This window comes from Oceanococcus atlanticus (assembly GCF_002088235.1).
Taxonomy (GTDB): domain Bacteria; phylum Pseudomonadota; class Gammaproteobacteria; order Nevskiales; family Oceanococcaceae; genus Oceanococcus; species Oceanococcus atlanticus.
The window spans coordinates 746,224-762,440 of the sequence record NZ_AQQV01000002.1 but is presented as its reverse complement, the minus strand read 5'-3'; the positions used below and the strand labels follow the sequence as shown (position 1 = coordinate 762,440).

9 protein-coding genes are annotated in these 16,217 nt (G+C 62.4%); 4 read left to right on the top strand and 5 right to left on the bottom strand.

Annotated features, from left to right (window positions below):
- Position 1: 1 nt before the first annotated feature.
- Complete coding sequence (gcvPB, locus tag ATO7_RS10610; protein ID WP_083561696.1) at positions 2–1,456, top strand: aminomethyl-transferring glycine dehydrogenase subunit GcvPB; 1,455 nt, start codon at positions 2–4, stop codon at positions 1,454–1,456.
- A 51-nt stretch (positions 1,457–1,507) separates the two neighbouring features.
- Here gcvPB and ATO7_RS10605 read toward each other — a convergent pair whose 3' ends face one another.
- The 4 genes from ATO7_RS10605 to ATO7_RS10590 all read right to left on the bottom strand — a co-directional run bounded on the left by ATO7_RS10605 (position 1,508) and on the right by ATO7_RS10590 (position 10,748).
- A complete protein-coding gene (locus tag ATO7_RS10605) occupies positions 1,508–4,732 on the bottom strand; it encodes a penicillin acylase family protein (RefSeq protein ID WP_083561695.1) in 3,225 nt (1,074 codons plus the stop codon).
- A 107-nt stretch (positions 4,733–4,839) separates the two neighbouring features.
- Positions 4,840–7,275, bottom strand: a complete 2,436-nt coding sequence (locus tag ATO7_RS10600) for a penicillin acylase family protein (protein ID WP_083561694.1) — start codon at positions 7,273–7,275, stop codon at positions 4,840–4,842.
- A gap of 262 nt (positions 7,276–7,537) precedes the next feature.
- Positions 7,538–10,066: a TonB-dependent receptor gene (locus ATO7_RS10595; RefSeq protein ID WP_083561693.1), complete on the bottom strand. Its 2,529-nt coding sequence runs from the start codon at positions 10,064–10,066 to the stop codon at positions 7,538–7,540.
- Positions 10,067–10,100: 34 nt separating this feature from the next.
- Positions 10,101–10,748: a TetR/AcrR family transcriptional regulator gene (locus tag ATO7_RS10590; RefSeq protein WP_083561692.1), complete on the bottom strand. Its 648-nt coding sequence runs from the start codon at positions 10,746–10,748 to the stop codon at positions 10,101–10,103.
- A gap of 114 nt (positions 10,749–10,862) precedes the next feature.
- Between ATO7_RS10590 and ATO7_RS10585 the strand changes: the two genes are divergently transcribed.
- Genes ATO7_RS10585 through ATO7_RS10575 form a run of 3 tightly spaced genes read left to right on the top strand, consistent with a single transcriptional unit; the run spans position 10,863 to position 13,926 of the window.
- Positions 10,863–11,216, top strand: a complete 354-nt coding sequence (locus ATO7_RS10585) for a c-type cytochrome (RefSeq protein ID WP_083561691.1) — start codon at positions 10,863–10,865, stop codon at positions 11,214–11,216.
- A gap of 7 nt (positions 11,217–11,223) precedes the next feature.
- On the top strand, positions 11,224–12,633 hold the full coding sequence (locus ATO7_RS10580; RefSeq protein ID WP_083561836.1) for a D-arabinono-1,4-lactone oxidase: 1,410 nt from the start codon (positions 11,224–11,226) through the stop codon (positions 12,631–12,633).
- Positions 12,634–12,642: 9 nt separating this feature from the next.
- Entirely contained in the window at positions 12,643–13,926 is a 1,284-nt protein-coding gene (locus tag ATO7_RS10575; protein WP_083561690.1) for a DSD1 family PLP-dependent enzyme, read from the top strand.
- A gap of 5 nt (positions 13,927–13,931) precedes the next feature.
- Here ATO7_RS10575 and ATO7_RS10570 read toward each other — a convergent pair whose 3' ends face one another.
- Complete coding sequence (locus tag ATO7_RS10570) at positions 13,932–16,169, bottom strand: molybdopterin-containing oxidoreductase family protein (protein ID WP_083561689.1); 2,238 nt, start codon at positions 16,167–16,169, stop codon at positions 13,932–13,934.
- Between the last annotated feature and the right edge of the window lie 48 nt (positions 16,170–16,217).

Sequence of the window (16,217 nt, the reverse complement as noted above, 5' to 3'; positions counted from 1 at the left end):
CATGAGTGAAGCGCTGATTTTTGAACTGTCCTCGCCGGGCCGTCGCGCCGCCGCACAGGCTCCGGTGGAGGCCGCCGCGCCGACCGCCATTCCGGCCGAGTTCCTGCGTCAGGACACCCCCGGGCTGCCGGAAGTTTCGGAGATGCAGGTGGTGCGTCATTACACCCGCCTGTCGCAGAAAAATTTCTCCATCGACACGCATTTCTACCCGCTGGGTAGCTGCACGATGAAATACAACCCGCGGGCCTGCAACACGCTGGCCATGCTGCCGGAGTTTCTGGCCCGCCACCCGCTGGCAACACAGGATCACAGCCAGGGTTATCTGGCCTGCATGTACGATCTGCAGGAAATCCTGAAGTCAGTCACCGGCATGAAAGGGGTTTCGCTGACCCCGATGGCCGGCGCCCAGGGTGAGTTTGCCGGCGTCGCCATGATCCGTGCCTACCACCTGTCGCGTGGTGATACCGAGCGCACCGAGATTCTGGTGCCCGATGCGGCCCACGGCACCAACCCGGCCACCGCGATCCAGTGCGGTTGCACGGTGCGCGAGATCCCCACGGACAAGAACGGCGACGTGGATCTTGAAGCGCTGGAAGCGGCGCTGGGTCCGAAGACGGCCGGCATCATGCTGACCAATCCGTCGACCCTGGGCGTGTTCGAGCGCAAGATCGAAATCATCGCCAAGAAGGTTCACGAGGCAGGCGGCCTGCTGTACTACGACGGCGCCAACCTCAACGCGATTCTTGGCAAGGTGCGCCCGGGCGACATGGGTTTTGATGTCATCCACATGAACCTGCACAAGACCTTCTCCACGCCGCACGGCGGCGGTGGTCCGGGCTCTGGTGCGGTGGGTGTGTCCGAGCGCCTGCGTCCGTTCATGCCGATTCCGGTGGTGGGCAAGGATGGCGATCAGTATCGCTGGCTGGATGAAAACGACCTGCCGCAAAGCATCGGTCGTCTGTCTGCGTTTATGGGCAACGCCGGGGTGCTGCTGCGCGCCTATGTCTATGCCCTGATGCTGGGGCCGGATGGCATGACCCGGGTGGCCGAGTTCGCCACCTTGAATGCCAACTACCTGATGGCGCGTCTGAAAGACAAAGGTTTCGATCTGGCTTTTGATGGGCGGCGTGCGACCCATGAGTTCATTGTGACGCTGAAGAAGCAGAAGCAGGAGCTCGAGTTCACCGCCACCGATATGGCCAAGCGCCTGCTCGACTACGGCTATCACGCCCCGACCATCTACTTCCCGCTGCTGGTGCCCGAGTGCCTGCTGATCGAGCCGACCGAGTCGGAAGATCAGGCCACGCTGGATGCCTTCGTCGAGGCCATGGTGGCGATCTGGGATGAGGCCAAGGCCGATATCGACAAGGTCAAGGGTGCGCCGTATACCCAGCCGGTGCGGCGTCTGGATGATGTGCGCGCGGCGCGCCAGCTGGATCTGCGCTGGACCGGTTAGGCCGGTCTTGTCGGATGGTGCCGCGGCGTGGCGGCACCATCCGCTGATGCATCAGTCCAGCACTTCCACCACCTGCTGGAAGGTCGGTCGGTTGGTCCAGTGAATGGGTGGGGTCGGGATCAGCGCGAATGAGGTGGCTTCCACCGCATCGTTGTCTTCGACCGTCACGCCGTCATACAGCTGGGTGCCATCCCAGTTGGCCTGATTGGCCAGACCGCCCAAATCCTCCAGCGCTTGCTGCAGCGCTGTGGCCACCGCCTGACGGCAATCGGCGGCTTGTTCGGACGCGGCACAGCGCAGCACTTTGTAATCCTGACGGGGCAGATTCAGGGCAGTCTTGAGCACCCGCACCATGAATTGGAACCAGCCGCCCTGATAGGCCGAGCCGACCGGCCCCGGTGCATCATAGCGACCCTGGATGACCGGTCCTTCCACCGCCGTCAGCTGCGGCAACATGGTGTCGATCAGACGCTGGTACCAGGCGTCCATAAAGACCACCGCCGCGCGATGGTCATAGGCACCGTCCTGGTCGCGATCGCGACGCATGGCGCCGAGGCCGGGCTCACCGCTGATCCACTGCTGCGAGCCGTCATCGCGCCAAGCGCTGAGCAGATCGACGATGCTTTGCTCTTCATCGCTGAGGCTGTCGGTTTGCAGCATCTGGATCAGCAGCGGCAGTAGATCCTGGCCACGCAAATCGGTGTACGCAGCATCGCCCATGATCTCGATCATGCTGGCGATATCGTGCTTGCGCCCCGATTCGGCGAAAGCATCCAGACGTGCGCTGAGCAGGTTGACGCGGTGGCTGGGGCCATAGTCGCTCTTGGTGTCGGCGGCCCACCAGCCCGGCGCTCCGTTGTTGTTCCAGTTGGCCAGATAGCCATGGGCCGGATTGGTGTCGTGGATATGGGCCTCAAGGCTGAGATAGCCGGGCCATTCAAAATAGCCCGGACGGCCGCTGACACTGTTTTGCTGCTGCGGAAAGGCGCGCGTCGGGTAACTCAGGCCACCCTCGGCATCGTCACCACCGTACTGGGCGAAGAAATCGCTATCCAGGTTCTGATCGGCGACCCATTCGAAACGGCCATCACCCCACACGGGCAGTTCCGGATGGTGTTCCGGGTGGCGCTGCGGATACAGGCCGCTCTGAATAAAGCCGATGTCGCGTGCATCCACATAAGCCCAGTTGAAGGTGCTGGTCATGCTGTTGAACAGCTCGTAGAAACGTTCGCTGGTCATGCTTTCGCCATTGCTGGTCATCAGCGCGAACGGAATCGCCGCATCAACATCGGCCATGAAGGTCGAGCGCTGGGTGGAAATCACCACCGGCTCGCCGTTCACAGTGGCGGTGGCCAGGACCGGGCCATAGTGGGTACGCAGGATGAAGCGGCTGATGTTTTCGCTGGAGGTCGGGCCGCCCAGTGCGATGCTGGCCGGGGTGGGCGTTGCGGTCCATTGGTCGGTGCGGCGGTACAGGCGCACGCACTGCGCCTTGAACAGATAGCCGTCAGCGTCGGGGAAGCCGTCACCGTCGCCGTCCTCACGACTGGCCGGGCTGCCATCCTGATTGCACAGTTTGGAGACGCGGATGTCGGTGAAGTCGGAGCTGGCCGAGGTCGGTGACCAGGCGAAGTCGCGGCCGCGGCCGATGGTGATGTAGGGCAGGTTAACGGTCGAGATGCCGCGTGCGGCAATGTCCAGATCGGTGCCGCCAGTCGAAACCACGGCGGCTTCCCAGAGCAGTTGCGGTTGGAAGTAGCCGGTCTGCGGCCCGCCGACCATGATCGGCCGGCCCGACTGGGTCTGGCTGCCGGCGGCCAGAATCCAGTTGGAGGTGGCCTGGGGCAGGCCCAGTGGGGCAAGGCGCTCACGAACGGCGCTGGGATCGGTGCTGGCTAGCAGTGATGCGGGTTGGGGCAGGCCTTGCGGAGCGTGCCAATCGTTTGTCTTGTCTTTGCGGGTCAGGCCGCCGCCGCCGTCCAGTGGCACTTCGATGGATTCCTGATCTGGCAACGGTTCGAGCAGAGGGGCGAGCAGAGGCGCGAGCAAGTCGCTGACCAGTGGGACAGCACCGAGGTCAACCAGCGGCAGGGGCAGGCCGCTGTCGCGGCGCAGGAACTCGCGCGCCGTGAGGCTGCCGCCATCCCAGATCGCAACGCCTGCGGGCAGGGCCTGCGGGCAGTCCTCGCTGACGCTAGGCGGTGACTGGGTGTCGAATTCGCGTGGGGTCGAATAGGTGGTTTCCGGGTCTTGCGCGTGGCGGACATCGCGCCAGAACTCACAGGCTGCCTTGGGCAGGGTGGTGGTGCCGGGTGCGATGCTGTTATCCAGTTTCTGCAGCAATTGCAGGTTCCTGGCCTCGCCTCCGCCGCCCAGACCCAGAGCGGCCTGGATCAGCACGGCATTGGCCACAATATCGGTAACGGTAAATGGGCGCGGCGGGAACAGCGGCGGTACCGTCAGCCCCAGGGTGGCGTACTCGGGCGGGACCTCAGCCAGACCGGCTGGGGTTTGCAGAAAGTCGAGATAGGCGTTCATGCCGGCGACAAACTGCTCGGTGTCGTTGAGGAAGATCGGCCCCAGCGCGCCGATCTTGGCCACGGTGGTGTCGACGATGCGTTGCAATTCAGCCTCGCTGTAGCCCCCGGGGACGCCGAATTCCAGATCCAGGTCGAAGGTGGTTTGCGATGGGCCGAGTTTCTTCGAAGCCTGGCCGCGGCCGACGTCACGTAACAAATCCCACAGCCACAGCCGATCCTGGGCTGAGGCATAGCCCAACCCGTACTGCGCTGAGTCACGATCCTCGCCCAGAACGTAGGGTACGCCCCAGCCGTCGCGCTCGATGGTTACGGTTTTGCCGTTGGGTGCGGTGAGTTCGAGCGTGGACACCACCGTGCCTTCGAGCGGGCGCAGGCCAGCCGGTTTGAAGTAGTTGCAGGCTTCGGATGAGCGCGCCTGATGCTCGTCGATGCTGTTGGGCGCAACGCAGCTGTGGGCGCTCAGGCCCTGCTCGGCGTAGGCCAGATTGCCGTACAGGTCAAGCTGGTCACGGTAGTTGTCGGGGAAGGCCAGGGTGGGTACGCCGGGTACCGGTGCCCCCGCTCCGCCAGCGGAGTTGCCGTTGGAACCGGCTGGCGCGATGTTCAGAAAGATGCTTTGGCTGTCAGCCGGAGGCTGTGAGGGGCCTTGATCGTTGCGACCGCCTTGGCAGGCGGAGCTCAGAATAGCCGCTGCTGCGCACACGGCGAGCACACGATGGCGTGCATGGATCTGCATGATGGGTCTCCAACGTTGTCATTTTTATGCGGGCTGCCAGGCGCGAGGCCTGACACCCCCTATGACTTATTTGTACAGCATTGGCTGCAGGAATCCAGCACGCTGCTTCAAGGCGCGGTTTCGCTGATGGTTTGTGTACGTGTCACCCGGCTGCGAATCTCGCTTTCGCAGAACTGGGCCTCGACCCAGCCGCTTTCGGCATAGAGCCGGGTCTGGTCGGCATAGTGCGGGGATTCGGGATTGGTACTTTGCGAGTAGGTCAGGATGGTGCGCGCATCGGGGCAATCGTCGCCATCAAAGCTGACCACCTGGATAAAGCTGGAGCCGTGCACCACATCGCTGTAACCCTCACCTGCGACCCACGGGTTGGTGATGGCGTTGAATACACCCATTGCGCCGGGGCCGCCGTGAATGGGGATGCGCTCCTCGCCGCGTGCTTCGGTCTGCGCCTGACGCAGCGTAGCGTTGAGTGCGAAGCCGGCAGCGTTGAGATCGCTGATGGCACTGCCCAGAGCGAGAGCGACATGCGGGTTGAGCACATTCAGCCCGCTGGGTGTATGCACCGGGTCATTGACGTTGAAAGGCCGGGTCCACACATCCAGGAACTCAAGCTGCGAGGCTGAGGTGCCCGAGGGTACGGCCGCGATATAGAGATTCTCGGCAAAGCGCCGGAACAGCACCGCTCCGGGGCTGTCCAGATTGTCGCTGCGGTCCCAGGCTTCCAGCACATCGCAGGCTTCGCCGGTCAAGACCGGGTCACCCAGGCCAATCAGCACGGGGGTCAGGCGGCAGAATGGAATCAGATCATCCAGCCACAGATGGGCCGCGTGCTGACGATTGTTGAACAGCAGATCCTGCATCTGCTGACGGCTGAAGGTCTGGCCCTGGTCGTACAGATGCGATTCGACCATGACCAGGCCGGAGCGGGTGCGCATACGGCGAGCTCGGCGTTCATCGCCGATGATGCGTGCATACCCCTCCAGGGGCTGTTGTGGATTGGACAGCCAGTGGCTGTCATTGGAATTGGTAACGTAGTCGGTACGGAGCAGATAGGGCATGTTGGCGGGCCCCAGGGTGCCGGCTTGGACCGCGTCGTCATCGTTTCGCCATGCGCAGTTGCTGCGAGAACCGTCCAGCACCGGCAGACCCAGCAATGGCTGGGTGACAAGTCCGAGTACGCCGGCGCAGGTCAAGGCCATGGCATCGGGTACGTTGGGCGTGACCGAGATGTCTGCGTACAGTGCTTCGCCATGTCGGTCACTGGCCAGTGTGTTGACCCACGGCACGCCTTGATTGCGTTTGAGGATGTCCAGCAACTCGCGACTTGAACTGGCCTGATTGGTTTCCAGGAAGTGATTGACGTAGCGGAAATTGGCCGCATTGGCATCGGCCAGTGCATATGCCTGCACGGGCAGCCATGGGAACAGCGGTAAACCGAGGATTTCGTTGAACACCGGCCCCCATCGGGTGGTGTACAGGGTGCGACTAACGGTGCTGATCTGGCCGTCGGCTTGCCGGCTTTCAACCTCCAGATCCCAGGGCGTCATCTGCTCCGGGCGGCCATCAACCAGGTAGGTGGTCGGCGCGCCCGGTACCAGGGTCAGCTGATAAGGGGTAAAGCGCCAGGCGCTGGAAACCGTATGGCTCCAGGCCAGGTCCTTGTTGTAGCCAATCAGAATCAGCGGTACCCCAAACAGGCTCACGCCGGTCACATCCAGCTTGCCGGGAATGGTCAGATGAGCCTGATGAAAACGCTCTGCGCCGTCCCACGGGAAATGCGGGTTGCCCAGCACCATGCCGCGGCCGCTGTCGGTAGCTTCACCACCCAGCGCGATGGCGTTGCTGCCGATCTGGATGCCTTCCCAGCGGCTTTGCAGCTGCGTTGCGATCTCCTGCGCCGAGGGCAGGATGCTGGGGATCAGTCCGGCGATCGGGGGCTGGGCGCTGCCAATGCCATTGATGGCAACACCTGATGAGGCCAGCATGGCCAGCTGGTAGAAGCGCCGGTAGACATCAATCTCACGGATTTCGCGGACCCATTGCGCGCCACGGCAGCTGGGGTCGGGCAGGTTTTCGATTCTGGTGTCGCGCAGGTAGCGGTTGTAACCGGCCACGTAACCGCGGACCAGTTCACGAACCGCCGGCAGCGGACCTTGGGGTGGTGGCAAGGCCAGCAGCTCCTCAATCCGTTGCTGGGCGATTATCAGTTTGAAGAAGAAATCCGAGTTCAGGTTGTTGTTGGTCGTGCCGTTGCCGGTGAAGGTCCAGCTGGCTTCCGGGCCAAAGTACTTGCTGCGTTCGCCATTGACCGTGACATAGCTGTCGGCCATCAGGCACAGATTGTCCTCGGCAAAGGCGTAGGCATAGCCATAGCCCAGGCTGGCGTAATCATTGGCTTTGACGTGCACAATCCCGTAGTCGCTGCGTCGCAGTTCGGCGCTCAATGTTTCGCCGGCTTGCGGTGTCGCGCGTGTGCTTTCGCGTCCGCCACTTTGGCAGGCGCTCAAGCAGGCGATCAGGATGAGGCTAAAAATACCGCGCATGATGTCTCCCCGACTTTATGGGATGTGTGGCGGTCCCGTTCTCGGGATTTTGTGCCGCTGTGCGCCGCCGTCGTCGACCCGGCCCGACACGGAGTCTTTGGGCGAGGGGCGAACGCGTGGGTGGCGAAATCAGCAGATTTTGCGGGCCGCTTGTGTCCCGATTATAAGGCGCTCTATGTCGCCTCAGCCGGTCATTTCAGGACCTCATATGGTCATTTGATGACAGCGTGATGGTGTTTTTTGTTGGTGGCGTTGGATGCGCCTAGTCGCCAAAACGCATGCTGAAAGTGGCAAACCATTCACGCCCGTTGGCTTGCTGGGCGAAGTAGCTGCCGGGGAAAAAGGTGGCATCGGTGACCTGATTGAGAACACGTTCGTCGGTCAGGTTGCTGGCGCCCAGCGTCAGACTCCAGCTGTCGCGTTCGTTGGCCAGGGTCAGGCGTGCGGCATACATGGTGTAAGCCTCGACCCGCGTGTTGGGATCCAGGTCGGTGTCGGTGTACTGCTCGCCTTGATGCAGCACGTCAACCGCCAGATTTCCGACCAGACCCCATAACGGGAAGGTCAGCATCGGCGTCAGGGTTGCCGTGGTGCGTGGTGCAAAGGCGATGCGTTTACCGCTCAGGTCCTGGGTCTCGTCGAGTTGCAGATTGCCCTCGTCGTCGCGCACCGGGGCCGGTGCGCCTTGATAGTCGTCGTAGGTCGCATCGAGCAGGCCGACCGATCCCATGATCTGCAGTGGTTCGAACGGTGTGAACCACATGAAGTCTGCTTCCAGCCCGCGTGAGCGGGCCGAGGCAGCGTTACTTACGTCGAAGAAAAGGCCGTTGAAAGCCAGCACCTGAAGATTGTCGAAGCGGGTCTCGTAGAGCGTGGCGTTGAGGCGCAACGTGCGGTCGAACAAGGTGGCTTTAATGCCCAACTCGAACGTTTCTGCATTCTCCGGTTCGAACTCCAGATCTTCGCCGTTATAAGACAGGGAATTGAAGCCGCCGCTCTTGTAACCGCGGGCATAGGAGGCAAACAGATTGATGTCGTTATCGCTGAAATATTGCACAACCAGCTTGGGCGAAACATCGGATTCCTTGCGCTGCAGACCACGCTGCTCATAGTTTTCAGCGCCCAGAAGAGCCGCCATGATGCACACCGGCAAACCCAGCGAATCCAGGGTGCATTGTTGGGTCCCAGCGGAATCCACATTTTTTTCTTCGCTGTTGATGCGAATGCCGGGTGTGATCGCAATGCGCTCGGTCAGATACCAGGTCATCTGGCCGAAGAAAGCCAGCGAGGAGACACCCTGGTCGTAATCCAGCTGGTAGAAGTCCTCGCCTATGATCGGGCCAAGAATGTTGCCCAGCAGCGGGATGCCGGGCAGTCCGGCCAGCAGACCAAAACCGCCGGAGCCACTGATCAGCTGTAGGGCATCTTCGGTAAGCACAAACGAACCGATGTCGGAACCGGCGTGTATGCGTGCCAGCAAGGTGTATTCGGAGTCGTACCAGAACGCGCCGGCAACCAGGTCAATATCGCCTCCCCAACCAAACAGGCTGTCAGCACGCGCTGAAAAGCGCAGCTCACCAGACAACTGCTTGTGATCCTCGAAGTTGTCCAGCCGCGAGATGTCGGCAGGCGAGACATCGAGCTCGTTGAGTTGGTCGATATGCAGCTTAGAGCCTGCCAGCACCAGCGTTAGCGCGCTGTCCTGCAGGCCCCACAGATCGCCTGTGTCCCAAGTGGTGATGGCCGAGAGTGTTTCTGAGCCCTTTTCAATAAAGCCCGGTGTGTTGAATGAGGTACGGAAGTTGTAGGGATCGTCTTCGATATCCGAGTCATAGCTGTTGAGGAAATTGCGCGTGCCTTCATCCAGGACGGCCAGCTGAAAGGGCCAGAACGGTGCCTCGGTGTCGGAAACCTGTGCGCTGATGTCGATGCTCAACACATCGCTGGGCAGCAGGCGCAGTTTGATGCGGCCGGCCATCTGTTCCAGGGCTTGTTCATCACGCTGCTGGAACTGGTTGTACAGGGCGCCGTCCTCGTCGCGGTAAAGACCGGAGATGCGAATACCACCCCAGTCGGCGAACATCCCGCCGACCCCGGCTTCCACTCGGTGCGCATTGTTCTGGCCGTAGGTGTAGCGGGCATCGCCTTCGAACAATTCGCTGGGACCACGGCTGGTCACATTGAAAACACCGGCGATGGTGTTCTTGCCGAATAGGGTGCCCTGGGGGCCGCGTAGCACTTCGACGCGTTCGACATCGAACATGGATTCGGTGAAATAGGCCGGACGCCCGAAGTAGACTTCGTCCTGCACGAAACCCACCGAGCTTTCGAAGCTGGGGTTGAAGGCGTTGGTGCCGAACCCGCGAATGAACAGCTGCGGTGAGCCCAGATCATCGGCATCCACCCGCACATTGGGTACGTACAGCGAGACATCGGCCAAATCTGATGCGTTGGTCATTTCGATGAACGATCCATCCACCGCGGTGACCGAAATGGGGACGTCCTGCAGGGATTGCTCGCGCTTTTGCGCGGTGACCACGATTTCCTCAATTACGCGGGCTTGCGGTGCACGAACAGGCGTCGGCTCAGGTGAACGCAAGGCATCCACCGGGATGGTCTGCAAGTCGGGATCGTCTTTAGGCTGGGCGCTGCTAGGTGCCGGTGTGGGTGTAGGGCGCGGTGTCGCTGTACTCGGGGTGTCTGCGAACAGAAAATCCAGATCGTCGTCCTGGGCTACGGTCGTTGTGGCCCACAGTGCAAGCGGGAGCAACAGCAAAGTGATCAAACGCATCGGAATTCTCTGGTTTTCATGAGGGGCCGGGCCGTCAGCTCGATCGGGCCTGTGCCGCAAGTGCAAGCAAAATGTGATCCGCTTCGTCGGCCAGCTCCTGGGCTGTCCGCTGCGGTGTGTCGGAGTTCACCACGGCGATGGCACCCTGCAGCACCAGGCCCATCAGCAGGGTGGTCAGAGAGGCCACTGACAGCGGTGCGAGTTCGCCCAGTTCGACCGCGTTCTGCAGGCCTTCCATGACGATTTCACGCGAGATCGCGTTGTCGGTTTCGTACCAGCCGGTCCAGCCGATGACCGGCGGCGCAGTGATGTAAACGAAGCGCCCGTAGCGCGGCTGGGTGCACAGTTCGAAGCAGCTGCGCACGCCGCGCTGAACCATGCCCAACGGCGTTTCTGCGGTCAGGGCGCGGGCGCGCACGCGGTCGGCCATTTCCTGGTCGATCGCTTCGAAAACTTCGCGAAAGATCGCCAGCTTGTCGCCAAAGTGGTGATAGAAGGCGCCCTTGGTCACATCGGCGGCGGCGACGATGCGTTCAACCCCAACCGGGTCATAGCCCTCGGCGATGAACAGTGTCTCTGCGGCGCTGAGCAGGCGCTCGCGCGTGGCCAAGCCGCGCGCTTGTGGGCGGCGCTTGGCAGGGCGCGGCTTGCGGCTGGTCTTCGCGACAGAGTGTGCGGCCATGTGTTCAATCGGGTTTCGGGCTGTGTTGACATAAACATACCCTGAGTATGTAATTTGCGAAAGCACCTGCGTTCAGCGCCGCGCCATGCGCCTTTGCAAGAGGACATACAAACGATGAAGAAGAGCTTGGGGAATAGCGCCGTGGTTGCCGCGCTTGTCGTGATCGTCAGCGCCTGTGGCAACAGCGCTCCAACCGGCAAGGCGCAGGTGACCGCGCCGCCACCGCCGCAGGACGCAGCGCTGGCCCGTTTGTACGATCAGACCTGCCGCGCCTGTCATGCCTCGTCACGCACTGGCGCGCCGATGGCGGGTGACACTGCGGCGTGGGCGCCACGCATGGCGCAGGGCATGGATGTGCTGGTTGAGCACACCATCAACGGCTACAACGGCATGCCGCCGCTTGGGGCCTGCATGGATTGCAGCGAAGATGATTATGTCGCGCTGATTCGCTACATGGCGGGCCAATGACATGGCTATGAATCGACGTGATTTGCTGATTTCATCAGTGGCCGCCGCCACTGGCGTGGGGCTTGCCGGCTGCGATGATCATGGTGCGAGCAAGCTGCCGCAGGCCCCGGCGCCGACCACAGGCCCGGATGGCAAACGCCTGATTCCGTGGCAGAACTGGTCGGGTTATCAGTTCGGTGTGCCGGTTCAGCGTTTGGTTCCCAAAGATGAGGCCGAGCTGTCCGACATCATGCGTCATGCGCCGGGGCCGATTCGCCCGGTTGGCGCCGGCCATTCATTCACCGCACTGGTGCCGACCGACGGCACGTTGCTGTCATTGCGCAATTTCAGCGGCCTGCTGTCCCATGACCAGGACAGCATGACGGCGCGCCTGGGTGCAGGCACCCGGTTGGGTGACGTGGGGCCGATGCTGGATGAGGTGGGGCAGGCGCTGGCCAATATGCCGGACATCGATTCACAGACCCTGGCCGGCGCCATCGGCACGGCCACCCATGGCACTGGTGCTGGGCTGGGCGCCCTGCACAGCTATGTCAAAGCGCTGCGTCTGGTGACGCCGCGCGGCGAGATTATCGATTGCAGCGCCGAACAGAACCCCGAGGTGTTCAGCGCGGCCAAGGTGTCGCTGGGCAGTCTCGGCGTGATCACGCAGATGACATTGCAAAACGTGCCCACGCACCGGCTCAAACGGCGCAGCTGGCTGGCTCCGATCGATGAGCTGATCGACAACTTCGATCAGCTGGTCAGCGAGAATCACAGTTTCGAGATGTATTACATCCCGTTCTGCAGCCAGGCCATGGCGGTTGCCATTAACCCGACCGACGAGCCGATGCAGCCGCGCGGGCCGGAGCAGGACAATGATGCAGTCATGCAGATGAAGCAGCTGCGCGACTGGCTGTCGTGGTGGCCGGGTATGCGCCAGCGGCTGCTCGATATGGCCACGCGTGATTTCGAGCCGGAAGAGGCGGTGGATGTGTGGTACCGCATTTTCCCCTCGAGCCGCGAAGTGCGTTTCAACGAGATGGAGTATCACCTGCCGTCGGAAGCGCTGATGCCCGCCTTCAAACAGGTCCGCGAACGCATCGAATCACAGCATCACGAAGAGTTCTTCCCGGTCGAGATCCGGGTGGTGCGCGGCGATGACGCCATGCTGTCGCCTTTCCAGGGTCATGCGGTGTCCAGCTCGATTGCCGTGCATCGCTACCACAAGGAAGATCCGCTGCCGTACTTCGCCAGTCTGGAGCCGATTTACCAGCCCTATGAGGGCCGTCCGCACTGGGGCAAGATGCACACCCTGAGCAGCGCGCAACTGGCCGCACGCTATCCGCGCTGGAAGGATTTCCTGGCTGTACGCGAAGCGCTTGATCCCGATGGGCGTATGCTCAATCCCTACCTGCGCCAGCTTTTCGGCATCAGCTGAGGCCCTGCCATGAATCGTCGTTTTCTTCTTGGCGCCGCGATAGCGGCACCGGCAGCCGCCGTGGCCTTGCGCCCCTCCACGCGCGGCGGGCGGCATGATGAGTATTTTCTGTCATTGCAGCAGGCCCTGGCCGATGCCGGGCTGTTCCGGCCCACGCTGGTCATCGACAAGGCCCGGCTGGATCACAACATCGCGCGACTCAAGGCCCATCTGCCGTCACGCATGGCCTACCGTATCGTGGCCAAGTCGCTGCCCAGCCTGGCGCTGATCGACTACGTGCGTCAGGCCACCGGCAGTCAGCGCCTGATGGTCTTTCATCAGCCCTTCCTGAATCTGGTTGCACAGCAGATGGGCGATGCGCAGGTGCTGCTGGGCAAGCCCATGCCGGTGGGTGCGGCGCAGCGCTTCTTCACGCATTACGGCGGCGGCGCGTTTGATCCGGCCCAGCAGATCGAGTGGTTGATTGATACCCCTGTGCGCCTGCGTGAATACGCCGAGCTGGCGCGGGCCAGACAGGCCGAGGGCATGGGCCCGCTCAAGGTCAACCTGGAGCTTGATGTCGGCTTGCATCGTGGCGGTCTGCGCGATGCAGCGGCAGTGGCGGAGGTGCTGAAACTGATCGATGAGGAGCCGGCCCTGCGCCTTTCCGGTTTCATGGGTTATGAAGCCCATGCTTCGAAAATGCCGGGCTTTCTTGGCGGTCCGCGCAAAGCCCTGGAGCTGGCCATGCAGCGCTACAGCGCAGCGTTGCAGGTGCTGCGTGAACAGCAGGGCGGTGGCTTTGACGCCGAGGCGCTCACACTCAATGCGGGCGGTAGCTCGACTTTTGCGCTGTACGACAACAGCGCGCCGTGCAATGAGCTGGCGATGGGCTCCGGTCTGGTCATGCCTTCGGATTTCGATGTGCCGGCCCTGTCCGATCACCAACACGCTAGCTTCATCGCCACGCCGGTGCTCAAAGCTTTGGACCGCACCGAATTGCCCGGCCTTGAATCCATGAGCGGTGTTCTGCGTGCCTGGGATCCCAATACCGCGCAGGCCTTCTTTACCTATGGTGGTTACTGGCTGGCCGACAGCGTGTCGCCGCCCGGCCTGCAACGCAATCCGATCTGGGGGCATTCGACCAACCAGGATCTGCTGAACGGTTCACGTGAGGTGGAGCTGGGTGTGGGTGACAACGTGTTCTTGCGTCCGCGGCAGTCCGAATTCGTGTTCCTGCAGTTCGGTGATATCGCGGTCTACGATCAGGGTGCCATCGTCGACACCTGGCCGGTGTTCACCAGCGGCGCCTGAGGCCCTCAGGCCGTTGCGTGCTCCGGCGCGATGCCGGACCAGCTGCCGCGGTCGATCGGACCTGCGGCTTTGCCAATGCGCACCGGGATGCCGCTGAGATGAGCCATGCCGGACACCGGCTCGACCGCGTCCGCACCATCGGCGGCCAGCAGATTGACGTTGGCACCGCCCAGACGGGCGGCCACGCTCAGGCCACGGGCGTGCTGGTGCCCCCAGCCATGCGGCACCGCCACGGTGCCCGGCAGTAGCGTGTCGAGCAGTTTGACCGGCAATCGGATGGTTGCGGTCTGTGAGGAAATGTCCGCCGCATCCGTTTCACTCAGACCGTGGGCGGCAGCATCGTCCGGATGCATGTACAGGTAGTTGGTCTGGCCCATGCGGCCATTGGTGAGTTCGGCGATGTTCTGGGTCCACGAGTTGTGGGTGCTGTGCATGCGTTTGCTGATCAGGCGCAGTTCGCCGCGTTGGTAGCTCGCCATCTCGCTGCGGAAGATTGCGTCCAGGCGTGAGGTCTCGGCCATCAGGCGGGCTGGCGCCAGCTGAACCTTGCCGTCATCGGTGACGACACGCTGGCCCAGATAGCTGTCCGGACGGGCTCCGCCACGCCAGCGCATGCCATTGGGTTGCGCCGCCAGGTCGCGAAAACGCCCGGTTTTGCTCAGTCTCAGGATCAGGTCGAGGATCAGACGCAGCGGCAAGGCGCGGGGCTTGCCCCGCCGCCATGGCGTATTGGCCGCCACCAGCCCCTGCAGTATCCATTGCAATGGGCGTGACTTGAACAGGCTGACGCCGCAGGCGCGGGCCAGTTCGGTGTAGATCGTGGCCTCGTCTTTTTGCTCGGCATCGGCTTCGACGATGGCGTCGGTCGCGGCCACATAAGGCTTGGATTGCATGCCGAGGAACAGCGGGAACACGAAGGGCAGGTCAGGTCGCTCCAGCGGAGAGGTGGCCGGCAGCACGTAATCGGCCAGGCTGGCGGTTTCGTTGAGGTAGATGTCGGTCACCACCAGCAGGTCCAGCGTGCTCAGTGCATCGCGCAGCCGGGCCGAGTTGGGCATGGTCATCAGCGGGTTGCCACCGGTCACGAACAGACCTCGAATCTGGTCGTCGCCCGGCTCGAGAATTTCATCGGCCAGGATGCCGCCGGGGAAGCCGCCGTTGAGTTCGAAGAAGCCGCCGACGCGGGAGCGCGCGTGGCGTTCGAACAGCTTTTCCTTTTTGGCGTAGGCCGCGAAATCGAACATGCCCTGGCCGACCAGGGTGCCACCCTTGCGGTCGAGATTGCCGCTCAGGGCATTGATCGCCTCGGCCAGCCACTGGGCCAGCGTGCCGTGGCGCCCCATGCCCAGGCCGGTCCCGGTCACGATGGCTGATGCACCGGCGGTGATGTAATCGGCGACCAGTTGTTTCAGGCGTGGCGCGCTGATGCCGGTCAGCTCGGCAGTGCGTTCGGCCGGCCAGTCGGCCGCCAGCTTTTCGAGCGTCTGACTACCGCACATATGGGCTTGTGCGCGGGCCTGATCCACGCCGTTCTGCAGGAACAGTTCGTGCAGAAAAGACAGGAAGAAGAACACATCCGTGTTGGGACGGATGAACTGATGGTCGCTGGCCACCTTGGCGGTTTCGGTATGGCGCGGATCGACCACCACGATCTGGGCGCCGCGTTCGCGCACCTGCTTGAGGCGTTTGACCGGGTGGGCCACCTGCAGGAAGGTCCATTTCGAAACCACCGGATTGGTGCCGACGATGAGCATGAATTTCACATGGTCCAGATCGACAAACGGCAGGCAGAACGGAAAGCCGTACATTTCGCTGGAGGTGGCGAAGCGGTTGGCACAGTCCTGGGTTGATGAGGAGAAGATGTTGGGCGAACCCAGCCCCTGCATGAAGCCCTCGGCAAATATCGGATGCAGGATGCTGAAGCCGGCGGCGGTGCCCACGTACATCGACAAGGCGCGCGGGCTGCGCCGGCGCAGTTTTTTCACCTTGGCGCCGATTTCGGCATAGGCCTGGCGCCAGCTGATGCGCTCGAAGTGCTCGCCGACCCGTTTCAGCGGATAACGCAGGCGATCGGGTGAGTCATACATCTTGTGCTGGTTGAGCCCTTTCATGCAGGCGAACCCATCGGTGCCGATGTGCTCACGATTGGGGCGCAGCTCAACGATACGGCCGTGCTCAAGCTCGGCTTGCAGCCCACAGCCGGCTTCGCAGATGCGGCAGAAGGTGTGCTTGTGCTGTGTCATCAATTCGCCCGTTGGCCCTGGGAAGACTCAACGCTGCCACCGCGTGGG